The organism is Subtercola frigoramans (assembly GCF_016907385.1).
GTDB classification, from domain to species: Bacteria; Actinomycetota; Actinomycetes; order Actinomycetales; family Microbacteriaceae; genus Subtercola; species Subtercola frigoramans.
Genome location: NZ_JAFBBU010000001.1, coordinates 2357615 through 2383384, shown reverse-complemented (window position 1 = coordinate 2383384; position 25770 = coordinate 2357615). Strand labels below are relative to the sequence as shown.

The window sequence follows — 25770 nt, the reverse complement described above, 5'->3', positions numbered from 1 at the left end:
GGTTCGAAGACCATGCTCCCCGAGCATCCTGAACAGGAGCCGGCTTCGGCCGGCCAGGGCAAGCGTGCCAGGGTGCTTCCTTCGACGGGCACACCACCATCACACGCCACGCCCAACCCGGAGCGCGGTGCACCTCTCACAGACTCGGCGGGCCAGCCGTGGGCAGGTCGCACCTTCGACGCGAGCACGAGTGACTATGTCGACGACGAACAAGAAGAGGCCGTCACCCTGGTCGAGGCGATTCGCGCTTTTCGTGCCGGGGATGGGCTTCCCCGCCCACCACGTTCACAGACCACCGTCATCGAAGCCGTCAGCGCGGCGCGGCTGCTGGTGCCGCTCGTAGCCCAAGCCGGGCAGACCGCGCTGGACCACCAAGGTCGAACGGTCGACAAGACCCAGGAACTCGCGATCGTCACTGTGACGGCTCCCGACGGCCGCACCGCGCTGCCGGTCTTCACTTCCGTCGCTGCGATGGCGAAATGGAATCCTGCCGCACGCCCGGTGCCCAACGAAGCCCGACGGATTGCTCTCTCGGCCGCCGTAGAGGGCACCGATCTGCTCATCATCGATCCGACATCGGTAACTGAGTTCGTCGTGCGGCGCCCGGCCGTCTGGGCCATCGCCCAAGGTGCCTCGTGGGTGTCACCGTTCGATATCGAAACCGACACCGAATCCGACACCGAAACCGCGGGTGCGCCACACGGTGATCGTGAGTCCCTCCCCCTGCTGGCAGAATTCCGTGCGGCAGCAGTGGGCGAACCGGCGGTGGTCTCGGTGGCGCTGGCGCAGGGCGACCCGGATGCCCGGCTGGCCGCCCCCGAGGTCACCGTCGTTCTCGCGCTGGCTCCGGGTCTCGACCGCGAAGCCCTCGATCAGCTTCTCGCGCGCCTGCAACACGGATGGGCCCAGTCGACCCTCATCGCAGATCGAGTGGACTCCTTGTCGATCAGACTTGTCGCCGCCTGATCTGCCGAGCACCCATGCCTGAGTTCGGCACTGTCACTCGATGAGGGCCGTGAATTCGCCCAGCTGATCTCGCGCGCGCTCCTGGGCGACGACCGCTTCCCGGTCGGAGAGCCGCCTGAGGCCCGCAAGGGGCTGGGCCATACGGTTGTTCGTGCGCAGCTGCGGCTCGACCCGGTCGAGAAAGGCCCAATAGCCTGCCGTGAACGGGCAGGCATCCGGCCCGAGGCGAACCTTCGGGTCGAAGCGGCAGCTGCCACAGTAGTCGGTCATCTTCGAGATGTAGGCGCCGCCGGCCGCGTACGGCTTGGTCGCGACGATTCCGCCATCTGCGTGCTGTGACATACCGATGACATTCGCCGGCATCACCCACGGAGTGCCGTCGACGAACATCGCCACGAACCAGTCATTCAGCGCAACCGGATCGTAGCCCCGCTGGAGAGCCCAGTTCCCGATGACCATCAGGCGCTGGATGTGGTGGGCCCACCCCCGTTCGCGAACACCTCGCATGCTCTGGCTCAGGCAGTTCGCCTCGATCGCGTCGGCGTCGAGTCGCCTGAACTCGATCGGCAGTTCCCGCCTCGCGTTCAGCCCGTTGTGGCTCGTCGGATACTGTTCGCCGAGATGCCAGTAGAGGTGCCAGACGTAGTCGCGCCACCCGGCGATCTGGCGAACAAAGCCTTCCACGCTCGCAAGTGGAGCTCGGCCGGCGTGGAATTCGCTCACCGCCCTGTCGACGACCGCGCGAGGGTCGAGCAGACCGAGGTTCAGGGGTACGCTCAGCAGCGAGTGAGCCATCGTCCAGTCACCCGCGAGCGTGGCGTCTTCGAACGGGCCGAAGTCATTCAGCCTGACGGCAACGAAGTCCTCGAGCGCCGCGTGCGCTTCGCTTTCCGTCACGGCGAACCTGCGGGGGCCATCGTCACCGACCAATGTCACCGATCCTTCGGCCTGCCATCGATCGAGATCCGCCCGAACCTCCTCATCGATGTCATCTTCGACCGGCCACCAGGGCTCTGGCAGCCCCAGGCTGACGGCATTCTTCGGTGGAGCCTGGCGGTTGTCCTGGTCGAAGTTCCACTGGCCGCCGGTCGGTCCGTCACCGTCCATCAGGATGCCCGTACGAAGGCGCATCTCCCGGTAGAAGTCCTCCAGCAGAAGCCGCTTGGCTCCTCGTGACGCCGCCCATTCCGCGAATTCCGTTTCGCTCGAAACGAAACCCCGGTTCGGCAGGATTGTCGCTCCGATCTGCCGCACCTTGCGCCTGGCCCGCCACGAGGTGGGGTCGATGACTTCGAGGTCGGTCCGGTCATCCACAATCTCTGAGTACGTATCGACCTGGTGGAATTCGACCCGGTCGCCCAATTCCCTGGCGCGATGCCGGATGCCCGACAGCAGCAGGTGCGCTTTCGTCCGGTGAATCGGCCCCCGCCCGAGCGCCCGCCTCGACTCGATGAGCAGCATCGGGCCGCCATCGTCGAACAGCGAACCGAGCTGGCCTGCAAAGATCCAGCGCACCCGCCCGGCAGTCATCTCAGTTGACGGGCCCGGTCAGTTTCTCGCCCGGGCCCTGGCCGATTGCGTCGGGGAAGGGTGACGCTTCGCGGAAGGCCAGCTGGAGCGAACGCAGGCCGTCGCGCAGGCTTCGGGCGTGCATGTCGCCGATCTCCGGGGCTCCAGCCGTCACGAGCCCGGCGAGGGCGATGATGAGTTTTCGCGCCTCGTCGAGGTCCAGCTGGTTCTCGGGGTCGTCGGCCAGGCCGACCTTCACCGCAGCGGCGCTCATCAGGTGCACGGCGGTCGTTGTGATGACCTCGACGGCCTGTACGTCGGCGATGTCGCGCGCCGCCCCGATCGAATCGTCTTCGAGATAGACATCGCTCACAGTGATTTGATTCCGTTCTAACATGTTGGCCTGAGACTCTGATATGCTCTATGCGGCTCTGAGGCCATTATGGCTTCAGACAAAAGTGGAGAATCTCCCACCCGCGCTTGACCGTTTGGCTTGATGCCTCAAGGTTACCGGGTTGATTGCACTCCGCCCCGTCGATGAGAACGAATACCTTCGTGAACATCAGCAGGGCAGGTGTCTGCGAGAGCAGATGAGGGTGCGGTACGTGTGTGATGTGTGCTGTCGAAGTTCGGCGGTGTCGTTTGTGCGTGGATTATTTCAGTTTTGCGTGCCCACGGTTCGTGCCGCGGTGCGTCGGCCGAGCATCCGTCAGCACAAAGGAGCAACGCATCAGCGATCCCCGTACAAACGACCGAATACGAGTACCCGAGGTCCGCCTCGTGGGTCCGGCCGGTGAGCAGGTTGGCGTCGTCAGTATCGACGTGGCACTCAGACTCGCGCAAGAGGCCGACCTTGACCTGGTTGAGGTGGCCCCGAACTCGAAGCCGCCCGTTGCCAAGATCATGGACTACGGAAAGTTCAAGTACGAAGCTGCGCAAAAGGCCAAAGAGGCCAGGCGCAACCAGGCGAACACGATCCTCAAAGAGGTTCGCTTCCGTCTGAAGATCGATGTTCACGACTACGAGACGAAGCGCAAGCGCGCCGAAGGCTTCCTCAAGGCCGGTGACAAGGTCAAAGCGATGATCCTGTTCCGTGGCCGTGAGCAGTCACGCCCCGACCAGGGTGTTCGCCTTCTCCAAAGATTTGCCGAAGACGTTTCGGAGTTCGGTTCTGTCGAATCGAGCCCGACCATCGACGGTCGCAACATGGTCATGGTGATCGGCCCCCTGAAGAACAAGTCAGAGGCCAAAGCCGAGGCCAACGCCCAGCGCGCTGCTGCAAAGGCACCTCGCGAGGCGCCAGCGCCTGCCAGTGCCGACACGAGCAGTGCCGAAGGCACCAGTACACCGACCACAGCTGCAGCAACACCCGCAGCCGAGTAACTTTCCCTAACCCACGAGGAGACAATAATGCCCAAGATGAAGACCCACTCCGGAGCCAAGAAGCGATTCAAGATCACCGGCAGCGGCAAGGTCATGAAGCAGCAGGCCGGCATGCGCCACAACCTGGAAGTGAAGTCGGGCCAGCGCAAGCGCCGCCTGAACACCGACCAGGTTCTTGCCCCGCAGGACGCCAAGGTCATCAAGAAGCTCCTAGGCCTCTAGAACTCACGACGACGATTTAAGGACAGAAGAAAATGGCAAGAGTAAAGAGGGCCGTCAACGCCCACAAGAAGCGTCGCGTAATTCTCGAGCGCGCAGAGGGCTACCGCGGCCAGCGTTCGCGCCTCTACCGCAAGGCCAAGGAGCAGGTCACCCACTCCCTCGTCTACTCGTACCGCGACCGCCGCGCACGCAAGGGTGACTTCCGTCGCCTGTGGATCCAGCGCATCAACGCGGCTGCCCGTCTCAACGGCCTCACGTACAACCGCCTCATCCAGGGTCTGAACCTGGCCGGCATCGAGGTCGACCGCCGTATTCTGGCCGACCTCGCCGTCACCGAGCCCGCCACGTTTGCGGCTCTCGTCGCCAGCGCAAAGGCTGCACTTCCCGAAGACACCTCGGCCCCGAAGGTCGACGCTGCCGCGTAGTCCTTTCACCACAGGTGAATGGTCAGCGGCGCGGCAATTCGTGCCCGCCTGGCCGACAAACAACTCAATATCTGCTTGACTTGGCACATGCTTGATAATCCGCGTTCACCGCGTGTTCGGGCCGTCGCCAAACTTGCAAAAAAAGGGGCCCGGTCTGAGACCGGGCTCTTTTTGTTGGAAGGCCCGCAGGCGGTAGCTGAAGCGCTCCTGTTCAGCCCCCAACTCGTCGTCGAACTGTATGCAACACCCACCGCCCTCGAGCGCTACACCGACATCGCCGAGACAGCAGTCGATGCCGGCGTCGATGTCGAGTTCGTCTCCGAACACGTGCTCGAAGTGATGTCCGACACCGTCACCCCGCAGGGCTTCATCGCCGTCTGTCACCAGTTCCCCACGGCGATCAAGGACATCTTCGCGGCCAAGCCACGCCTCATTGCCGTGCTCGAAGAAGTCCGCGACCCGGGCAACGCGGGCACGATCATCCGGGCTGCGGATGCTGCGGGGGCTGACGCGGTGATTCTCACCGGCCGCTCTGTCGACCTCTACAACCCCAAGGTGGTGCGGTCGACCACTGGCTCGCTGTTCCACCTGCCTGTGGCTGTCGATGCGAACCTCGACGACGTCAAGCGCAGGGTGACCGAGGCCGGAATGCAGCTCCTGGCGGCCGACATCAAGGGGGACGACCTTCTCGAGGTGCGTTCGACCGGGCTGCTGGCCGGCCCGACGGTGTGGTTGTTCGGCAATGAGGCTCGGGGTCTCACCGATGAGAACCTGACCCTCGCAGACAGGGTGATCTCGGTGCCGATCTACGGCAGGGCGGAGTCGATGAATCTCGCCACGGCCGCTTCCGTGTGCTTGTACGAGAGTGCGTTCGCCCAGCATTCAGAGCGGTAACGCTCCTCCCTCCCAGGGTCATGGTCCGGGTAATTCTGCACAACCATAGACAAGCCGAAATCACGGGCTGGGCAAGCTGGCTAAACTTGTGTCTCGTGTCAGAACCCTCTCTTCCCCCTGAGCTCACCATTTCCGACGAGTCGGTTGCCGCTGCGGTTGCTGCAGCACTTGCCGCCATCGACTCGATCGCCGATACGGCGTCATTCAAGGCCGTACGCTCTGAGCACGCGGGTGAAGCATCGACCCTCGCGCGTCTGAACGGTCTGCTGCGCACCCTGCCCAACGAGCAGAAGGCGGCAGCAGGCAAGCTGGTGGGCCAGGCGAGGGGCAGGGTCACCCAGGCCCTTGCCGCTAAGGAGGCCGACGTCGTCGAGCTCGAGAATGCGGCGCAGCTGGCATCCGAGGCGCTCGACGTCACAGCGCTCCCCGTGCGCCGGCACCTGGGTGCACGTCATCCGCTCTCGCTCCTCCAGGAGAAGATCGGTGACATCTTCCTCGGCATGGGGTGGGAGATCGCTGAGGGGCCCGAACTCGAGAACGAGTGGTTCAATTTCGATGCGCTCAACTTCGACCCCGATCATCCGGCCCGTGCCATGCAAGATACATTCTTCGTCGACCCTGTCGAGTCGCACCTGCTGCTGCGTACGCACACGTCCCCGGTTCAGGTGCGCTCTCTGCTCGAACGCGAGCTGCCGGTCTACGTGATCGCGCCGGGTCGCACGTACCGCACCGATGAGCTCGATGCCACCCACACACCGGTCTTCAGCCAGGTGGAGGGCATCGCCGTCGACAAGGGGCTGACCATGGCCCATCTGCGGGGCACGCTCGAATTCTTCGCACGCCAGATGTTCGGTGATGAGGCGAAGATCCGCCTGCGCCCGAACTACTTTCCGTTCACCGAACCGAGCGCTGAGATGGATGTGTGGCAACCCAACGCCAAAGGTGGTGCCAGGTGGGTGGAATGGGGCGGCTGTGGCATGGTGAATCCCAACGTTCTACTCTCCGCGGGTATCGACCCTGAGGTCTATTCCGGATTCGCCTTCGGCGTCGGAATCGAACGTACGCTCCAATTCCGCAACAACCTGAATGACATGCGCGACATGGTCGAGGGCGATGTCCGGTTCAGCCAGCAATTCGGAATGGTGGTCTAGACCCATGCGTATCCCCCTGAGCTGGCTCGCGGAGTTCGTCGAACTCCCAGCAGGCACCACGATTGCCGACGTTCATGCTGCCCTCGTAAGCGTCGGGCTCGAAGAAGAAGGTTCACACGACTTCGACATCACGGGCCCGGTCGTCGTCGGCGAAGTGCTCGAATTCACCGAAGAACCGCAGAGCAACGGCAAGACCATCCGCTGGTGCAGTGTGCGCGTGGCCGCCGCCGGTGAGACGGCGGGCGATGGCGGGGCTGATGTTCGCGGCATCGTCTGCGGTGCCCCCAACTTCTTCGTGGGCGACAAGGTCGTCGTGACGCTGCCGGGCGCAGTACTGCCCGGAAACTTTGCCATCGCCGCGCGCAAGACCTACGGCCACGTCTCCGACGGCATGATTGCGTCCACTCGGGAACTCGGGCTCGGTGACGAGCACGATGGCATCCTGCGGCTGTCGACCCTGGGCCTCGATCCTGAGGTCGGTACCGACGCACTCGCACTGCTCGGGCTCAACGATGCCGCCGTCGAAGTGAACGTCACTCCCGACCGTGGTTATGCTTTCTCGATCAGGGGCATCGCCCGCGAATACGCCCACGCCACGGGGGCAGTGTTCCGCGACCCGGCTGCGGTGGTCCCGGTCGCGGCCGCGGAGAACGGGTTCTCCGTGACCATCGACGACCGAGCTCCCATCAGGGCCAGGGTCGGGGCCACGGTGTTCGTGACCCGGGTGGTGCGTGGGATCGACGCCACACGGCCGACGCCGGCGTGGATGATCGCCAGGCTCAAGCTCGCTGGTATTCGATCGATATCGCTGGTCGTCGACATCACCAATTACGTGATGCTCGAGCTGGGTCAGCCACTCCACGGCTACGACCTCGACACGATCCAGGGCGGAATCGTCGTGCGGCGTGCCGAGTCCGGCGAGACTCTCCTGACGCTCGACGGCCAGAACCGGGTTCTGAACCCGGAAGACCTTCTGATAACCGACGACGCCGGGGCGATCGGCCTTGCCGGAGTCATGGGTGGCCTGCAGACCGAGATCACTGATGCCACCACGAATGTGCTCGTTGAGGCCGCCAATTTCGACCCCATCAGCATCGCGCGCAGCGCCCGGCGCCACAAGCTACCGAGCGAAGCGTCGAAACGCTTCGAGCGAGGAGTGGATCCAGAGGTCGCGGCGACGGCGGCGGCCCGAGTCGTGCAGCTGTTGGAGGAATTGGCGGGCGGTCGGGCTGAGAATGCTGGATCGCATTTCCATGCCCACAACCCGCTTTCTCCGATCTTCCTGCCCGACGGCTACATCTCGAAGCTCGTCGGCGTCGACTACACAGACGAAGAGATCAGCGATTCACTCATCGAAATCGGGGCGACGCTCGAGCACGGCCACGACGGTCTGATCGTCTCGCCGCCGTCGTGGCGCCCCGACCTCACTCACAAGTCGTCCCTCGCTGAAGAGGTGGCGCGAATAGTCGGGTATTCCCGCATCCCGAGCATTCTTCCCACCGCACCACCGGGCCGGGGGCTCACGCGCGAACAGCGATTGCGTCGACTCTCGGCAGAGACCCTCGCGGCAGCGGGCCTGACCGAGGTCCTCGCCTATCCCTTCGTCTCCAGCACTTCGAACACCCTGTTCGCGTCATCTGATGACAGCGCGGTGCCGGCGATCCGGTTGGCGAACCCGCTCGACGCCGAAGTGCCATTCCTCAGGGCTACGCTCCTTCCTGGCCTGATCGACATTGCGCGCCGCAACCTCTCCCGCGGTTTGACAGACCTCGCACTCTACGAAGTCGGTGCTGTCTTCGAGCCGGAGGAGGGGATTCACTATGGCGTTGCAGAGGTCCCGCCAGGGGCCGCGATACCCTCCCAGGAGACACTCGATGCGTTGGACGCGAGTATCCCTCCGCAGCCGTGGCACGTCGGCATGCTCTTCCTCGGCAACTCGGTCGAAAAGCAGCCAGGGCAGCCCGCCCTGGGTTCAGGCATTGCAGAAGCACTCGACGCCGTTCGCCTGCTCACCGACGCGCTCGATGTCACTTTGACTGTTCGCCAGGGCATCCACAAGGCGTTGCACCCGGGGCGAACGGCTGAACTCTTCGCCACGATCGTCAACCACCACGATGGCGAAGAGACGGCCGTATCGATAGACGCCACCTCTGAAATTCCTGTGGGCTACGCAGGAGAACTGCTACCCGCGCACTCTGACGAGTTCGACCTTCCTCGTGTTGTTGCTGTCGCTGAGCTCGACCTCTCACTTCTGATGGCACTCGCAGCTCGCAGCGTCGAGGCGACTCCGCTCTCGTCGTACCCTGCTGCAACCCAGGATGTGTCGCTTGTCGTTCCCGTCGGGGTTCCGGCGGGCGACGTTCGGGAAGCCCTGGTCCAGGGGGCCGGTGAACTGCTCGAGAATATCCGGGTCGTGGACGACTACCGGGCGGCCGGCATCGAAGAAGGGCACAAGTCACTCACCTTCGCGCTCCGATTCCGCTCGTCAGAGCGCACGCTGACCGCCGCGGAGGCCAGCGAGGCGCGAGTTGCCGGCGTCGCCGAGGCGGCTCTTCGCTTCGGGGCGGTGTCACGCGAGTGAGCGGTAGGTTTGGCGTATGTCTTTTTCGGTAGCCGTAGCCGGTGCGAGTGGGTATGCCGGCGGCGAGCTGTTGCGCCTTCTCGCCGAGCACCCCGAGTTCGAGGTGCGCACAGTGACGGCAAACGCCAACGCTGGCCAGCCGTTGATCGCGCTTCATCCACATCTGCGAACCTATGGTGACCTCATCCTCGGCGAGACATCGCCCGAGGTGCTGAACGGGCACGACATCGTCTTTCTCGCGCTGCCTCACGGCAAGTCGGGAGCAGTGACCGAAGCACTCGACCCAGCGACACTCGTGGTCGACTGCGGCGCCGATCACCGTCTCACGAGCGAGGCGGATTGGTCGAAGTTCTACGGTGGAGAGTTCTACGGTGCGTGGCCCTACGGATTGCCGGAACTCCTCATCGAGGACTTCCAGCGGCAGCGCTCGAAACTCATCGGCGTCAAGCGGATTGCTGTACCCGGTTGCAATGTCACTGCAATCAGCCTGGGTCTGGCACCCGGGCTCCGGGCCAGCGTCATCCAGCCCGTCGACATTGTTGCAGTACTCGCCGTCGGCCCCTCAGGGGCAGGCAAGAGTCTTCGAACAGACCTCCTGGCGAGTGAGATCCTCGGTTCGGCCAGTGTCTACGGTGTGGGGGGAGGCCATCGCCACAACCCCGAGATCGTGCAGAACCTCTCGGCCGCAGCCGGGGCGACCGTCTCCGTTTCGTTCACTCCGGTTCTCGTCCCCATGTCCAGGGGCATCCTGGCCACCTCGACGGCCAGACTCGCGGCCGGTGTGTCTGCGCACGACGTGCGTTCAGCCTGGGAGACGGCATACGCCGACGAGCCGTTCGTGCATGTGCTTCCGGAGGGCCGGTTCCCGCGAATCTCCGACGTGGTGGGGGCGAACACGGCCCTGATCGGCATCGCAGTCGACGAGGCCGCCGATCGGGTCGTAACGGTGACAGCCATCGACAATCTGGTCAAGGGCACCGCAGGTGCTGCCATCCAGTCAGCGAACATCGCTCTCGGGCTTACCGAGACCCTGGGCCTTCCTCTGAATGGAGTTGCACCGTGAGTGTCACCACACCGGCAGGGTTCGAAGCAGCGGGCATCATTCGCGGGTTGAAGTCCACGGGGGCTCGTGACCTGGCCCTCGTGGTGAACAGGGGGCCGCGTTCCTCGGCTGCAGCCGTCTTCACCTCCAACCGCTGCAAGGCCAACCCCGTGCTCTGGTCTGAGAAAGCCCTGCTCGACGGGGCTGTCTCGGCGGTCATCCTGAATTCCGGTGGAGCCAACTGCTACACCGGCTCCTTCGGATTCCAGACGACGCATCTCACCGCAGAGGCCGTCGCCGAGAGCCTCGGTGTCTCGGCAGGAGACGTCGTCGTCTGTTCAACCGGCCTCATTGGTACGGGAGACCAGGCTTTTCGCGACAAGGTGGTCGGGGGAGTGCCCGAAGTCGTGGCAGCGTTGTCTGCCGATGGCGGCACAGACGCCGCACTGGCGATCATGACGACCGACACGAAGGCGAAGCAGTCCGTCATCGTGGGCGACGGCTGGTCGATCGGTGGCATGGCCAAAGGGGCAGGAATGCTCGCACCGGGGCTTGCGACGATGCTCGTCGTCATCACGACCGACGCAGACATCCCGTCGACCGGGCTCGACGCGGCGCTTCGCGAAGCCACGAGGGTGACCTTCGACAGACTCGACTCCGACGGCTGCATGTCGACCAATGACACTGTCACGCTGATGGCGAGCGGGGCATCCGGAATCACCCCGGAGCCCGCTGAATTCAGCGCGGCCTTGACAGCCCTGTGCCAGGACCTCTCGCTCCAGCTGCAGGCAGATGCCGAGGGCGCGAGCCACGACATCACCATCACGGTCGTGAACGCCGAGAGCGAAGACGACGGTGTGGCAGTAGCCCGCGCCGTCTCCCGCAGCAATCTCTTCAAGGCCGCCATCTTCGGCAACGACCCTAACTGGGGCAGGGTTCTGGCCGCTGTGGGAACCACCGATGCATCCTTCGACCCCTACGACATCGACGTCACGATCAACGATGTCAAGATCTGCAAGGCCGGTGAACCCTTCGAGAGCCGGGATCTGATCGACCTGACTCCGCGCGCCGTTTCAGTGATCATCGACCTCCACTTCGGCGACGCCACTGCCACCATCTGGACGAACGACCTGACCCACGAGTACGTTCACGAGAACAGCGCGTACGCCAGCTGATGGTCGACGTGAACGAACCAGAACTCCTGCTTGGCGACATCGCGCAGGGCCTCGCGGGGGTGAAGGCCGCGACCCTCATCGAGTCGCTACCCTGGCTCAAGGCTTTCCACGACAAGATCATGGTGATCAAGTTCGGCGGGAACGCCATGGTCGACCCCGAGCTGCAGCGTACCTTCGCAGAAGACATCGTCTACCTGCGGTATGCCGGAATCAAACCTGTCGTCGTTCACGGAGGTGGCCCACAGATCTCACGGATGCTCGACAGGCTCGGCATCGAGAGCGAATTCCGTGGTGGCTACCGGGTCACAAGCCCCGAAGCGATGGATGTCGTCCGCATGGTTCTCACTGGGCAGATCAGCAGGGACATCGTGAGCCACATCAACGAGCACGGACCTCTCGCCACCGCCCTCTCCGGCGAAGATGCCGGTCTGTTCGAGGGCCGGAAACGCCTCGTCGAAATCGATGGGGAAGTGGTCGACCTCGGTCTCGTGGGCGATGTGGTGGGGGTGAACCCTGAGACCGTCTTAGAACATCTGGCAGCCGGGCGGATCCCGGTCATCTCCTCGATCGCTCCCGACCGCGACGAGCCGGGCCAGGTTCTCAACATCAATGCCGACGCCGCGGCCGCAGCGCTCGCCGTGGCACTGGGGGCCGAGAAGCTCGTCATTCTCACCGATGTCGCCGGTCTGTACTCCGACTGGCCGAACCGCGATTCGCTGGTGTCGGTCATCGAGGTCGAGCAACTCCGCTCGCTCCTTCCCTCGCTCGAATCCGGCATGATTCCGAAGATGGGCGCCTGCCTCGAAGCGGTCGACGGCGGTGTACCCAAAGCTGCCATCATCGACGGGCGCACACCCCACTCGATCCTGCTCGAAGTCTTCACCCAGAGCGGAAGCGGAACAGAGGTCGTGCTGCATGCCGCAGTGGTGCCTGAGCCGGCGGCAACACCCAACGAGACGACAGCAGCGACCGAAGCAACAGCACAAACCGAAAGGCAACTCTCGTGACCACCGACGTCAATGTGACCGTCAGCCATGCGGCCCCGGGCTTCACCCCAGGGGCATGGGTCGACACCTTCGACGAGTCGATGATGCGAACGATGGGCCGGCCTCTTGCGCTGCTCACCCACGGGCGCGGGGCGTTCGTCTGGGATGAGAACGAGAAGGAGTACCTCGACTTTCTCGCCGGCATCGCCGTGAATTCGCTGGGCCACGCGCACCCCGTTCTGGTTGAGGCCGTCACACGCCAGATCAATACTCTCGCCCACGTGTCCAACTACTTCTCAACACGCCCCCAGCTCCAGCTCGCTGAACGCCTCAAGCGCATCACCGGCGCGGGCGCCGAGGGCCGCGCCTATTTCTGCAACTCCGGCGCTGAAGCGAACGAGGCCGCGTTCAAGCTGGCGCGACTGAATTCCACACCCGCGCGAAAGACGATCGTCGCACTCAAGAACTCGTTCCACGGTCGCACGATGGGCGCTCTCGCCCTCACCGGCAAGCCGGAGATGCAGCAGCCCTTCCTCCCGCTCCCCGGAGGTGTCGTGCACATCGACTCGACGATGGAAGCCCTCGAAGCGACAATTGACGACTCGGTCGCTGCATTCTTCGTCGAGCCGATCAAGGGCGAGGCCGGAGTCATCGACCTGCCAGAGGGCTACCTTGCACGCGCTCGGGAACTCACCGAGAAACACGGGGTTCTCCTCATTCTCGACGAGATCCAGACGGGTATCGGCCGAACGGGCCGATGGTTCGCCTACGAGCTCGCAGGCATCAAGCCCGACGCGGTGACGATCGCCAAGGGAATGGCTGGCGGTGTGCCGATCGGCTCGCTGGTGACTTTCGGGTGGGCATCAGAGCTCTTCCAGCGAGGCATGCACGGCAGCACCTTCGGCGGCAACCCTCTCGCGACAGCTGCAGCGAACGCTGTGCTCGAGGAGATCGAAGACAAAGATCTCGTGGGCAATGCCGAGCGCCGGGGCATCCAGCTCCGCTCGCGTATTGCCGAGCTGAACTCCCCACTCATCGGTGACATTCGCGGTCACGGGCTCCTGATCGGGCTCGGCCTCACGGAACCTGTTGCCCTGCAGCTTTCCGCCGCTGCGATGGATGCTGGGCTCATCATCAACGCAGCGAACGAGTCGAGCATCCGCATGGCGCCTCCGCTGATCATCCGTGACCTCGAAGTCGATGCATTCATCACTCGCTTCAGTGCGGCGCTTCGCGCACTCGGAGCACTCCCCGAACCAGAAGGCCAACTCCGATGACCCGCCACTTTCTTCGCGACGACGACCTGACTCCTGCCGAGCAGGCGGAGATCCTCGATCTGGCTGCAGAGCTGAAGCGAGACCGCTTTGCGTCGAAACCCCTGGCGGGCCCGCAGACGGTTGCGGTCATCTTCGACAAGTCGTCGACACGCACCAGGGTCTCATTCGCCGTCGGTATCGCCGACCTGGGAGGGAGCCCGCTCATCATCAGCACGGCGAACAGCCAGCTGAGCGGCAAAGAGACTGCATCAGACACGGCTCGAGTTCTCGAACGTCAGGTTGCCGCCATCGTGTGGCGCACCTATGCCCAGACTGGCCTCGAAGAGATGGCCCTCAACACCACGGTTCCCGTCGTGAATGCGCTTTCTGACGAGTTCCACCCGTGCCAGCTCCTCGCCGATCTTCTCACCATTCGTGAGCACCGGGGTGAACTCGCCGGCCTCACCGTGGCCTTCCTCGGTGACGGCGCCAGCAACATGGCCCAGTCCTATCTCCTCGCCTGCGCAACGGCAGGTATGCACGTTCGCGTCGGGTCGCCCGCGGCGTACTCGCCCGACCCGGCCGTCGTGGCCGATGCGCGCACGATTGCGGCAACCACCGGAGGGTCGGCCACCGTTCTCACCGACCCGGCAGAAGCGGTTGCGGGGGCAGACATCGTTGTCACCGACACATGGGTCTCGATGGGCAAAGAAGACGAGAAGGCTGCCAGGGTGAAGGTCTTCGGCGGTTACCAGGTGGACGCTGACCTCATGGCCGGCGCAAAACCGGACGCGCTCTTCCTGCATTGCCTCCCGGCCGATCGAGGCTACGAGGTGAGCGCCGGGGTCATCGACGGCCCGCAGAGCGTGATCTGGGACGAGGCCGAGAACCGACTGCACGCCCAGAAGGCACTGCTGGTCTGGCTGCTCCGCCAGCAGACCGTGGCTGCCTAGCCCAGGACTTTCGCGGTACCTGCGCCAGCAGTTCAGCGCGCCGAGCCGGCGCGCTGAGGCGAGCTGGTCCGACCGTGGCACGGGGCCGAGCGCTGGCCCACAGTAAACTACAAGCGCTGCAAACCTCAAGGAGAAAAAGTGTCAGAACGGGTAGTGCTCGCGTATTCCGGAGGTCTCGATACCTCCGTCGGCATCGGCTGGCTGAAAGACGCGACGGGTAAGGATGTCGTTGCTCTCGCCGTCGATGTGGGCCAGGAAGGTGAAGACATGGAGGTCATCCGCCAGCGCGCACTCGACTGTGGTGCTGTTGAAGCCGTTGTCGTCGATGCCCGTGACGAGTTTGCGAACGACTACCTCATGCCTGCTCTCAAGGCGAATGCTCTCTACCAGAAGCGCTACCCTCTGGTCTCCGCTCTCAGTCGTCCCCTGATCGCCAAGCACCTCGCGTCGACCGCAATCGCGCTCGGTGCCGACAGCGTGGCGCATGGATGCACCGGCAAGGGTAACGACCAGGTGAGGTTCGAGGCGGCGGTCGCTGCGCTCGCTCCCGACCTGATCTCGCTCGCTCCGGTGAGGGATTTCGCCCTCACCCGCGACAAGGCCATCGAGTATGCCGCTAAGCACAACCTGCCGATCGCGCAGTCGAAGAAGAGCCCGTACTCGATCGACCAGAACGTCTGGGGTCGCGCGGTCGAGACCGGATTCCTCGAAGACCCGTGGAACGGCCCCATCGAAGACCTCTACACCTACTCCCAGGATCCCGCGATTCCGCGCCCGGCAACCGAGGTCACCATCACCTTCGTCGAGGGCATCCCCACGGCGATCGACGGCAAGCCTGTGACGCCCCTCGAGGCCGTAGTCCTGCTCAACAAGCTCGCAGGCGACCAGGGGATCGGCCGTATCGACATCGTCGAAGACCGTCTCGTCGGCATCAAGAGTCGTGAGATCTACGAGTCTCCCGCCGGCCTCACCCTGATCGCCGCCCACGAAGAACTCGAGAACCTCACGCTCGAACGTGACCTCGGCCGGTACAAGCGCAGCGTCGAGGCCAAATGGTCAGAGCTCGTCTACGACGGGCTCTGGTTCTCCGGTCTCAAGCGCTCGCTCGATGTCTTCATCGACGACACCCAGCGTTATGTCTCCGGCGAGATCCGGCTCGAGCTCCATGCAGGCAAGGCCACGGTCACCGGTCGGCGCAGTGAGCAGAGCCTCTATGACTTCGACCTCGCGACCTACGACACCGGCGACAGCTTCGACCAGACGCAGGCGAAGGGTTTCATCGAGATCTGGTCGCTCCCGAGCAAGATCTCGGCGCGGCGTGATATCGCTGCGGGCGGGTCGATCGAGGCGTAACACCGAAATGGTACAGAACAGAGCCGGAGAGGCGGGCGCCCTGTGGGGCGGCCGCTTCGCGAGCGGGCCCTCACCCGAACTCCTCGCGCTCAGCAAATCGACCCAGTTCGACTGGCAGCTCTGGCCGTATGACATCGCCGGTTCCCGAGCGCATGCCAAGGCGCTCGCCGCAGCCGGTTACCTCACCAAGGCGGAGCTCGTTTCGATGTCCTCGGCATTCGACCATCTGGCCGAGGCCATCGAGTCGGGCGAGTTCGTCGCGGAGGAAGGCGACGAAGACGTTCATTCGGCGCTCGAACGGGGGTTGATCATCCAGGCGGGCTCTGACCTCGGCGGAAAGCTGCGAGCGGGTCGAAGCCGGAACGACCAGATCGCCACACTGGTGCGCCTGTATCTTCTCGATCATGGTCGCGAGATCGCCCACTTGGTGATCCAGCTGATCGATGCGATCGCCTCACAGGCCGCGGCGCACCCGAATGCACCGATGCCGGGGCGTACCCATCTGCAGCACGCACAACCGGTTCTGCTGTCGCATCACCTTCTCGCCCACTCGTGGCCGCTGGTGCGCGATCTCGAACGGTTGCGAGATTGGTCGGTCAGGGCATCCGCGTCGCCGTATGGCGCAGGGGCGTTGGCGGGCAGCTCGCTAGGGCTCGACCCGGCGCTTGTCGCACGCGAGCTCGGACTCGGTGGCGGCCCGATGCCCAACTCCATCGATGCGACCGCGAGCCGCGATGTCGTGGCGGAATTCGCGTTCATCACCAGCATGATCGGCATCAACCTCTCGAGGTTCGCCGAAGAGATCATCGTGTGGGCCACGCGCGAATTCGGCTTCGTGAAGCTGCACGACGGGTATTCAACGGGCTCGTCGATCATGCCGCAGAAGAAGAATCCCGACATCGCGGAGCTCGCCAGGGGAAAATCCGGTCGATTGATCGGCAACCTCGCTGGCCTGCTTGCCACCCTGAAGGGTCTGCCGCTGGCGTACAACCGCGACCTGCAGGAAGACAAGGAGCCGGTCTTCGACTCTGTCGAACAGCTCGAAGTCCTGCTGCCGGCCTTCACCGGCATGGTCGCGTCGCTCACCTTCAATACCGAGCGGCTGGCTGAGCTGGCACCCCTCGGTTTCTCGCTAGCGACCGACGTCGCCGAGTGGCTCGTGAAACAGGGAGTTCCGTTCCGGGATGCGCACGAGATCAGCGGTGACCTGGTGCGCTTCTGCGAGGAGCGGGGCCTCGAATTGCACGAGCCGACTGACGAGCAACTCGCTTCGGTGTCTCCACTTCTCACCGCAGACGTTCGCGCTGTCGTGACCGTCGCCGGGTCGATTGCCAGCCGCGACGGTGTCGGCGGAACGGCGGGTACTCGCGTCGCCGAGCAACTCGCCAGCCTCACCCAGCAGGTTCGAGCCCTGCAGAACACCGTGACCGGTACGGCAGGCGAAGATGTGCACGCACCGGCCGAGCCCACGATCTATCACCCGAAGGGCGCAGCACGATGACACTCAGCAGCCAGAATCTCCCCGACGACGACCGCCCCTCCGAAGGCGGCAAGGCCGGCAAGGCGAAAATCGACCGCGACATCCGTAACCACCCCCAGTACAAGATGCCGTGGTGGCGCAAGCCGATGGGGCCGCTCACCTACTGGGTCGTGGCCATTGTGGCAGCGGTCATCGTGGTCGTCGCCGTCGTCCTCTCCCTGTCGCTGGGCATCCGACTCTTCTGAGAACGCTGGCCTGGGCACCGAAGGCTGAGGCACGATGACGGAAATCCCGATCGAGCTGCCAGGCGAGCCCGCAGACGTCGCATTCTTTGAGCAATCGGCCGTCGTGGTCGCCCCACTCCTTCTGGGCGCGGTTCTCAGCCGATCGTCGCCGGAGGGTGTCGTCGCGTTGCGCATCACCGAAGTCGAGGCGTACCTCGGTGTCGGCGAGGATCCTGGTTCGCATTCGTTCCGGGGCCAGACGCGCTCGAACTCTGTGATGTTCGGCCAACCCTTCCACCTCTACACGTATTTCACCTATGGAATGCACACCTGCGCGAACATCGTCTGTTCCCCGGTCGGCACTGCAAGCGCCGTGTTGCTGCGGGCAGGCGAAATCGTCGACGGCGAGATGCTCGCCCGGGCTCGCCGCGGCGCCGCGGTTGCAGTCAGAGACCTGGCGCGCGGCCCGGCCAGGCTCACCAAGGCGCTCGGCATTCCGTTGAGCGACGGGGGAGTGCGGCTTGACCAGGCGCCATACGAGCTGCGGATGCCCGGGCATCCATTGCCGTACGTCACCAGTTCACGCACCGGCGTCAGCGGGCCCGGCGGCACGAGCACCTACCCGTGGCGGTTCTTCCTCGTGGGGGAGCGGACAGTCTCGCCCTACCGGCGACACCCGGCGGTCCCGCTCGCCGATGTGACCTCGCCTCGTATCGCTTGGCCGCCCGGCACCGAAGGCTCGCAGGGTTCGGCGCGCTGATACTCTGAACATCGTGTCTGTGCCTGCCTCAGTGACCCTGTCTTCCCAAGAGAACGATCCGTCGTTCGATTCTGTCTGGGAGGAGCTGAAGTGGCGTGGCCTGGTGCATGTGTCGACCGATGAGGCTGAGCTCGGTGCCCTTCTCGCCGGTGACCCGATCACGTTCTACTGCGGTTTCGATCCGACCGCCCCGAGTCTTCACCTCGGCAATCTCGTGCAGCTGTTGGTGATGCGCCGGCTGCAACTCGCCGGGCACAGACCGCTGGCACTCGTCGGCGGGTCGACGGGCCTCATCGGTGACCCTCGTCCTACGGCCGAGAGAACGTTGACGGCCAGAGACACGGTGGCCGAGTGGGTGGGCTACCTCCAGACTCAGATCTCGCGGTTTCTGAGCTTCGACGATGCAAGCGCCGCGCGACTCGTCAACAACCTCGACTGGACAGCACCGCTCAGCGCCATCGACTTTCTCCGCGATATCGGTAAGTACTTCCGCGTCGGCACCATGCTCAAGAAGGACGCCGTCAGCGCGAGGCTCAACTCTGACGCTGGCATCAGCTACACCGAGTTCAGCTACCAGATCCTGCAGGGGCTCGACTACCTCGAACTGTTCAGAACCTACGGATGTGTGCTGCAGACCGGGGGGAGCGACCAGTGGGGCAACCTCACCAGCGGCACCGATCTCATCCGCAAGGCGGAGCAGGCGAGTGTGCATGCGATCGGCACCCCGCTCATCACGAATTCCGATGGTACGAAGTTCGGTAAGAGTGAGGGCAATGCGATCTGGCTGGATGATCGGCTCACCAGCCCGTACGCCTTCTACCAGTTCTGGCTCAACACCGACGACGCCGACGTCGTCGAACGACTCAAGATCTTCACCTTCCTGAGCCGCGCCGAACTTGAACGCCTCGCTGCAGCAACAGAATCCGAACCGTTCCGGCGGGAGGCCCAGCGAACGCTCGCCTCTGAGGTCACCTCTCTGGTGCACGGCACAGATGCGACGGATGCTGCCATCGCAGCCTCAGCCGCCCTCTTCGGCCAGGGTGAACTCTCTGATCTTCCTGAAGTGGTGCTGCGCCAGGCCCTGGAAGAGGTCACGACCATCGAGGCTGCGGCCGACGTTGCTGTGACGGAATTGCTGGTGCAGAGTTCGCTGTGCGCATCGCTGAGCGACGCGCGTCGAGCGGTGGACCAGGGTGGTGTGTACGCGAACAACGTGAAGGTCACTTCACCGGGCGAGCTTTCCGGTGCTCTCGCGCATCGGGGCGTCATCGTTCTGCGTCGCGGCAAGAAGACCTTCGCCGGCGTCTTCGTGGCCTGACCGCTGCGGGTTCCCCGGGTTTCCGGGCCTGTCGCAAAGCGACACGCCCGGGCGTAGAGCCCAACTTGCCAGACACGAAACATGCCCGTAATGTTTCCTCTTGTCACCCCAAAGGTTCGGAAAGCGGAAGAGCTTACCGGCCTCAAGCGGGGCCATCCACAGCAGTGAAAACCTCTTGTTCGAAAGAACTTCGAGAGTTTGGGCACAGCTCGTCGGATGTAGATATATAGTAGTGAAGTTGCCTGTTCAGGTCTTCGTCGTAACGATGAAGTAGCCGGTTCAGAGCGTCCGATCTTTGAGAACTCAACAGCGTGCACATTGTCAAATGCCAATTCCCCGTGGCACCTTTTGGGTGTCCGGGTTCCTTTGGGAAATGAAATTAGCGATTGCCTTTCGGGGTGGTCGCGGACAAGCAAGTCAGTAATGATTTGTTCTGTCAGTATCGAACTTGTCAGTCAGCATTCGATTCCCGTTTGTTGGTTGGCGCGTAAGCATTTACGGAGAGTTTGATCCTGGCTCAGGACGAACGCTGGCGGCGTGCTTAACACATGCAAGTCGAACGATGATCCAGAGCTTGCTTTGGTGATTAGTGGCGAACGGGTGAGTAACACGTGAGTAACCTGCCCTTGACTCTGGGATAAGCACTGGAAACGGTGTCTAATACCGGATATGACCTTCGGCCGCATGGCCTGTTGGTGGAAAGATTTTTTGGTCAAGGATGGACTCGCGGCCTATCAGGTTGTTGGTGAGGTAATGGCTCACCAAGCCTACGACGGGTAGCCGGCCTGAGAGGGTGACCGGCCACACTGGGACTGAGACACGGCCCAGACTCCTACGGGAGGCAGCAGTGGGGAATATTGCACAATGGGCGAAAGCCTGATGCAGCAACGCCGCGTGAGGGATGACGGCCTTCGGGTTGTAAACCTCTTTTAGTAAGGAAGAAGAACTTCGGTTTGACGGTACTTGCAGAAAAAGCACCGGCTAACTACGTGCCAGCAGCCGCGGTAATACGTAGGGTGCAAGCGTTGTCCGGAATTATTGGGCGTAAAGAGCTCGTAGGCGGTTTGTCGCGTCTGCTGTGAAAACTGGAGGCTCAACCTCCAGCCTGCAGTGGGTACGGGCAGACTAGAGTGCGGTAGGGGAGATTGGAATTCCTGGTGTAGCGGTGGAATGCGCAGATATCAGGAGGAACACCGATGGCGAAGGCAGATCTCTGGGCCGTAACTGACGCTGAGGAGCGAAAGCATGGGGAGCGAACAGGATTAGATACCCTGGTAGTCCATGCCGTAAACGTTGGGAACTAGATGTAGGGGCCATTCCACGGTTTCTGTGTCGCAGCTAACGCATTAAGTTCCCCGCCTGGGGAGTACGGCCGCAAGGCTAAAACTCAAAGGAATTGACGGGGGCCCGCACAAGCGGCGGAGCATGCGGATTAATTCGATGCAACGCGAAGAACCTTACCAAGGCTTGACATATACCGGAAACCTGCAGAAATGTAGGCCCCGCAAGGTCGGTATACAGGTGGTGCATGGTTGTCGTCAGCTCGTGTCGTGAGATGTTGGGTTAAGTCCCGCAACGAGCGCAACCCTCGTTCTATGTTGCCAGCACGTTATGGTGGGAACTCATAGGAGACTGCCGGGGTCAACTCGGAGGAAGGTGGGGATGACGTCAAATCATCATGCCCCTTATGTCTTGGGCTTCACGCATGCTACAATGGCCGGTACAAAGGGCTGCAATACCGTAAGGTGGAGCGAATCCCAAAAAGCCGGTCTCAGTTCGGATTGAGGTCTGCAACTCGACCTCATGAAGTCGGAGTCGCTAGTAATCGCAGATCAGCAACGCTGCGGTGAATACGTTCCCGGGCCTTGTACACACCGCCCGTCAAGTCATGAAAGTCGGTAACACCCAACGCCAGTGGCCTAACCCGTAAGGGAGGGAGCTGTCTAAGGTGGGATCGGTGATTAGGACTAAGTCGTAACAAGGTAGCCGTACCGGAAGGTGCGGCTGGATCACCTCCTTTCTAAGGAGCACGTTCATCGGTCCTCTGTATACAGGGACATAAACGGTGACAGTCATTTCAACGGAAGTTATCTGTTGGTGGCGCTCATGGGTGGAACATTTGACATTCACGTAGTGCGTGGTTGGTTGTTAGTACGACCCTTTCGGGGGTTTGGAACAGGGCTGGTTATCGTAACCGTGTTGTGCACGCTGTTGGGTCCTGAGGGACCGGGCAGCTTTTTCGTCGTTCACAGGCCTTTTGGGTGTGTGGGGGGTGGGAGGGTTGGCTGTAACTTGTTTGGACCTTATTTCGGCCCTGGCTTTGTGCTGGTGGTTGTTTGGGGTACCGCCCGTATTTTGAGAACTACACAGTGGACGCGAGCATCTTCAGATGTGTCACGTAAATGAACCGGATGGCCTTTGGGTTGTGCGGTGATTGTTGCGGGCACTGTCTGATAATCAATGTTCCCCGGACTTTCGGGTTCGGGATAAACATTGGTCTTTGTTGTGTAATTTTGTTTGTTGAAGTTTTTAAGAGCAAACGGTGAATGCCTTGGCATCTGGAGCCGAAGAAGGACGTATAAATCTGCGATAAGCCTCGGGGAGCTGATAATAGAGCTGTGATCCGAGGGTCTCCGAATGGGGAAACCCCGCCAGGCCCGTGAGGTGACCTGGTGACTCCCGCCTGAATATATAGGGCGGGTAGAGGGAACGTGGGGAAGTGAAACATCTCAGTACCCACAGGAAGAGAAAACAACATGTGATTCCGTGAGTAGTGGCGAGCGAAACCGGAACAGGCTAAACCGATCATGTGTGATAGCCGGCAGGCGTTGCATGGTCGGGGTTGTGGGACTTTTCAGCAGTTACTGCCGTACTGCGAGGATTACAGCGCCATATAGACGAATGGGATTGAAAGCCCAGCCGTAGCAGGTGCCAGCCCTGTAGTCGAAATGTGGTTATGGTCCGAAGAGTATCCCAAGTATCGCGGGGCCCGAGAAATCCCGCGTGAATCTGTCAGGACCACCTGATAAGCCTAAATACTCCCAGATGACCGATAGTGAACAAGTACCGTGAGGGAAAGGTGAAAAGTACCCCGGGAGGGGAGTGAAATAGTACCTGAAACCGTTTGCTTACAAGCCGTCGGAGCGCCCTTTGTTGGTGTGACGGCGTGCCTTTTGAAGAATGAGCCTGCGAGTTAGTGATCAGTGGCGAGCTTAACCCGTGAGGGGAATGCGTAGCGAAAGCGAGTTCGAATAGAGCGTTTGAGTCGCTGGTTCTAGACCCGAAGCGAAGTGATCTATCCATGGCCAGGTTGAAGCGACGGTAAGACGTCGTGGAGGACCGAACCCACTTCAGTTGAAAATGGAGGGGATGAGCTGTGGATAGGGGTGAAAGGCCAATCAAACTTCGTGATAGCTGGTTCTCTCCGAAATGCATTTAGGTGCAGCGTTGCGTGTTTCTTGCCGGAGGTAGAGCTACTGGATAGCCGATGGGCCCTAAAAGGTTACTGACGTTAGCCAAACTCCGAATGCCGGTAAGTGAGAGCGCAGCAGTGAGACGGTGGGGGATAAGCTTCATCGTCGAGAGGGAAACAACCCAGACCACCATCTAAGGTCCCTAAGCGCGTGCTAAGTGGGAAAGGATGTGGAGTTGCATAGACAACCAGGAGGTTGGCTTAGAAGCAGCCACCCTTGAAAGAGTGCGTAATAGCTCACTGGTCAAGTGATTCCGCGCCGACAATGTAACGGGGCTCAAGCACGCCACCGAAGTTGTGGCATTTATATTTTTGGCAGGCCTTCGTGGTCCAGCCGTATGGATGGGTAGGAGAGCGTCGTGTGGCCAGCGAAGCGGCGGTGTAAACCAGCCGTGGAGGCCACACGAGTGAGAATGCAGGCATGAGTAGCGAAAGACGGGTGAGAAACCCGTCCTCCGAAAGATCAAGGTTTCCAGGGCCAGGCTAATCCGCCCTGGGTAAGTCGGGACCTAAGGCGAGGCCGACAGGCGTAGTCGATGGACAACGGGTTGATATTCCCGTACCGCAGAAGAACCGTCCAAGCCAATCCGCTAATGCTAAGCATCTGAAACCAGATAGACCGATCCCTTCGGGGTGAGGCGTTTTGGCGTAGCGTGCGACCCGATGTGGTGCGGTTAGCGTATTAACAGGTGTGACGCAGGAACGTAGCTGAGCCGGGCGATGGTTGTCCCGGTCTAAGAATGTAGGCCGAGGGGTAGGCAAATCCGCCCCTCTTATAAGGCTGAGACTCGATGGGTACCCTTCAGTGGGGAAATCAGTGATCGTCTGCTGCCAAGAAAAGCATCGGCGTGAGGTTCCATGTGCCCGTACCCCAAACCGACTCAGGTGATCAGGTAGAGAATACTAAGGAGATCGAGAGAATCGTGGTTAAGGAACTCGGCAAAATGCCCCCGTAACTTCGGGAGAAGGGGGGCCGGAGCTGTGAAAGGACTTGCTCCTGGAGCAGTGTATGGCCGCAGAGACCAGTGGGAAGCGACTGTTTACTAAAAACACAGGTCCGTGCCAAGTCGCAAGACGATGTATACGGACTGACGCCTGCCCGGTGCTGGAAGGTTAAGAGGAAGAGTTAGCCGCAAGGCGAAGCCCAGAATTTAAGCCCCAGTAAACGGCGGTGGTAACTATAACCATCCTAAGGTAGCGAAATTCCTTGTCGGGTAAGTTCCGACCTGCACGAATGGCGTAACGACTTCCCAGCTGTCTCAACCGCGAACTCGGCGAAATTGCACTACGAGTAAAGATGCTCGTTACGCGCAGAAGGACGGAAAGACCCCGTGACCTTTACTATAGCTTTGTATTGGTGTTCGGTGTGGCTTGTGTAGGATAGGTGGGAGACTGTGAAGCGGGCACGCTAGTGCTGGTGGAGTCATTGTTGAAATACCACTCTGGTCACTCTGGATATCTAACTACGAACCGTAATCCGGTTCTGGGACAGTGCATGGTGGGTAGTTTAACTGGGGCGGTTGCCTCCTAAAGAGTAACGGAGGCGCCCAAAGGTTCCCTCAACCTGGTTGGCAATCAGGTGGCGAGTGTAAGTGCACAAGGGAGCTTGACTGTGAGACTGACAAGTCGAGCAGGGACGAAAGTCGGGACTAGTGATCCGGCAGTGGCTTGTGGAAGCGCTGTCGCTCAACGGATAAAAGGTACCTCGGGGATAACAGGCTGATCTTGCCCAAGAGTCCATATCGACGGCATGGTTTGGCACCTCGATGTCGGCTCGTCGCATCCTGGGGCTGGAGTAGGTCCCAAGGGTTGGGCTGTTCGCCCATTAAAGCGGTACGCGAGCTGGGTTTAGAACGTCGTGAGACAGTTCGGTCCCTATCCTCTGCGCGCGCAGGAAATTTGAGAAGAGCTATCCCTAGTACGAGAGGACCGGGATGGACGAACCTCTGGTGTGTCAGTTGTACTGCCAAGTGCACCGCTGATTAGCTACGTTCGGAACGGATAACCGCTGAAAGCATCTAAGCGGGAAGCCGGCTTCGAGATGAGATTTCCATACCATTTATGGTGAGAGGCTCCCAGGAGACTACTGGGTTGATAGGCAGGATGTGGAAGCACCGACGAAAGAGGTGTGGAGCTGACCTGTACTAATAAGCCGATAACTTCAACACCACCACCACACCCCCGCAAGGGCCCGGTGTGGCTGAAAATCTTTGCGCAACAAAAACACTCGCGTCCACTCTGTGGTTCCCGACATACGGTCGGGTCACAACCAAACCCGCTAACGGTTTGGCACAACTAAACATGAACGAAGCTAAACACTTCCGAACATTTTAGACACCCCATCAGGATGTCCCTAATGTTTCGGCGGCCATAGCGCGAGGGAAACGCCCGGCAACATTCCGAACCCGGAAGCTAAGACTCGCAGCGCCGATGGTACTGCAAGGGAGACCTTGTGGGAGAGTAGGACACCGCCGGACTCACTCTAGAAACACGACAGAGGCCCACCCCACCAGGTGGGCCTCTTGCCGTTAAGACCACAATCGTGCATATCCTCGTGAGCACACCGAGGCGTTTACACTGGAACCCATACCTACACAGCGCGCGTACGAACAAACAAGGA

19 protein-coding genes and 3 rRNA genes are annotated in these 25770 nt (G+C 61.8%); 20 read left to right on the top strand and 2 right to left on the bottom strand.

The features are described from left to right. Window positions 1–12: 12 nt before the first annotated feature. Window positions 13–966 (top strand): SseB family protein, encoded by a 954-nt coding sequence (locus JOE66_RS11130; protein WP_205109450.1) that lies wholly within the window; start codon window positions 13–15, stop codon window positions 964–966. 33 nt (window positions 967–999) lie between these two features. On the opposite strand, the gene JOE66_RS11125 is transcribed toward JOE66_RS11130, so the two are convergent. After that, window positions 1000–2496, bottom strand: a complete 1497-nt coding sequence (locus tag JOE66_RS11125; protein ID WP_205109448.1) for a cryptochrome/photolyase family protein — start codon at window positions 2494–2496, stop codon at window positions 1000–1002. 1 nt (window position 2497) lies between these two features. Next, on the bottom strand, window positions 2498–2848 hold the full coding sequence (locus JOE66_RS11120) for a DUF1844 domain-containing protein (protein WP_372435491.1): 351 nt from the start codon (window positions 2846–2848) through the stop codon (window positions 2498–2500). Window positions 2849–3204: 356 nt separating this feature from the next. Here JOE66_RS11120 and infC point away from each other — a divergent pair, with 356 nt between their 5' ends. The 19 genes from infC to rrf all read left to right on the top strand — a co-directional run bounded on the left by infC (window position 3205) and on the right by rrf (window position 25627). Beyond that, on the top strand, window positions 3205–3858 hold the full coding sequence (gene infC / locus JOE66_RS11115; RefSeq protein ID WP_205111900.1) for a translation initiation factor IF-3: 654 nt from the start codon (window positions 3205–3207) through the stop codon (window positions 3856–3858). Between the two features lie 27 nt (window positions 3859–3885). Further along, on the top strand, window positions 3886–4080 hold the full coding sequence (rpmI, locus tag JOE66_RS11110; protein WP_104243253.1) for a 50S ribosomal protein L35: 195 nt from the start codon (window positions 3886–3888) through the stop codon (window positions 4078–4080). Between the two features lie 32 nt (window positions 4081–4112). Then, entirely contained in the window at window positions 4113–4505 is a 393-nt protein-coding gene (rplT, locus tag JOE66_RS11105) for a 50S ribosomal protein L20 (protein ID WP_205109444.1), read from the top strand. 87 nt (window positions 4506–4592) lie between these two features. Further along, window positions 4593–5399: a TrmH family RNA methyltransferase gene (locus tag JOE66_RS11100; protein WP_205109442.1), complete on the top strand. Its 807-nt coding sequence runs from the start codon at window positions 4593–4595 to the stop codon at window positions 5397–5399. Between the two features lie 95 nt (window positions 5400–5494). After that, a complete protein-coding gene (gene pheS / locus JOE66_RS11095) occupies window positions 5495–6550 on the top strand; it encodes a phenylalanine--tRNA ligase subunit alpha (RefSeq protein ID WP_307827164.1) in 1056 nt (351 codons plus the stop codon). Window positions 6551–6554: 4 nt separating this feature from the next. Beyond that, the gene (gene pheT, locus JOE66_RS11090; RefSeq protein WP_205109438.1) at window positions 6555–9131 is read left to right on the top strand and encodes a phenylalanine--tRNA ligase subunit beta; all 2577 of its coding nucleotides are present in this window, start codon (window positions 6555–6557) and stop codon (window positions 9129–9131) included. Between the two features lie 16 nt (window positions 9132–9147). Further along, the gene (gene argC / locus JOE66_RS11085; RefSeq protein WP_205109436.1) at window positions 9148–10194 is read left to right on the top strand and encodes an N-acetyl-gamma-glutamyl-phosphate reductase; all 1047 of its coding nucleotides are present in this window, start codon (window positions 9148–9150) and stop codon (window positions 10192–10194) included. After that, window positions 10191–11348 carry a bifunctional glutamate N-acetyltransferase/amino-acid acetyltransferase ArgJ gene (gene argJ, locus JOE66_RS11080; protein ID WP_205109434.1) on the top strand — a complete coding sequence of 386 codons (1158 nt, stop codon included), beginning with the start codon at window positions 10191–10193 and terminating at the stop codon, window positions 11346–11348. The genes argC and argJ overlap by 4 nt, the downstream gene beginning before the upstream one ends. A gap of 8 nt (window positions 11349–11356) precedes the next feature. Further along, a complete protein-coding gene (gene argB / locus JOE66_RS11075) occupies window positions 11357–12355 on the top strand; it encodes an acetylglutamate kinase (RefSeq protein ID WP_307827163.1) in 999 nt (332 codons plus the stop codon). Then, a complete protein-coding gene (locus tag JOE66_RS11070) occupies window positions 12352–13611 on the top strand; it encodes an acetylornithine transaminase (RefSeq protein WP_307827162.1) in 1260 nt (419 codons plus the stop codon). Before argB ends, JOE66_RS11070 begins: the two co-directional genes overlap by 4 nt. Further along, window positions 13608–14543, top strand: a complete 936-nt coding sequence (gene argF, locus JOE66_RS11065) for an ornithine carbamoyltransferase (RefSeq protein WP_205109430.1) — start codon at window positions 13608–13610, stop codon at window positions 14541–14543. Before JOE66_RS11070 ends, argF begins: the two co-directional genes overlap by 4 nt. 138 nt (window positions 14544–14681) lie before the next feature. After that, window positions 14682–15896, top strand: coding sequence for an argininosuccinate synthase (locus tag JOE66_RS11060; RefSeq protein WP_205109427.1), 1215 nt, complete (start codon window positions 14682–14684; stop codon window positions 15894–15896). Between the two features lie 7 nt (window positions 15897–15903). Further along, window positions 15904–17397, top strand: coding sequence for an argininosuccinate lyase (gene argH / locus JOE66_RS11055; protein WP_205109425.1), 1494 nt, complete (start codon window positions 15904–15906; stop codon window positions 17395–17397). Further along, window positions 17394–17621, top strand: a complete 228-nt coding sequence (locus JOE66_RS11050; protein WP_205109423.1) for a hypothetical protein — start codon at window positions 17394–17396, stop codon at window positions 17619–17621. The genes argH and JOE66_RS11050 overlap by 4 nt, the downstream gene beginning before the upstream one ends. 34 nt (window positions 17622–17655) lie before the next feature. Beyond that, window positions 17656–18360 (top strand): DNA-3-methyladenine glycosylase, encoded by a 705-nt coding sequence (locus tag JOE66_RS11045; RefSeq protein ID WP_205109420.1) that lies wholly within the window; start codon window positions 17656–17658, stop codon window positions 18358–18360. A gap of 19 nt (window positions 18361–18379) precedes the next feature. Then, a complete protein-coding gene (gene tyrS, locus JOE66_RS11040; RefSeq protein ID WP_307827294.1) occupies window positions 18380–19678 on the top strand; it encodes a tyrosine--tRNA ligase in 1299 nt (432 codons plus the stop codon). Between the two features lie 494 nt (window positions 19679–20172). Next, window positions 20173–21698 (top strand): 16S ribosomal RNA (locus tag JOE66_RS11035). 499 nt (window positions 21699–22197) lie between these two features. Then, window positions 22198–25318, top strand: a 23S ribosomal RNA gene (locus tag JOE66_RS11030). Window positions 25319–25510: 192 nt separating this feature from the next. Beyond that, window positions 25511–25627: ribosomal RNA gene (gene rrf, locus JOE66_RS11025) — 5S ribosomal RNA — on the top strand. Together the 16S, 23S and 5S rRNA genes form the textbook arrangement of a ribosomal RNA operon. Window positions 25628–25770 lie beyond the last annotated feature (143 nt).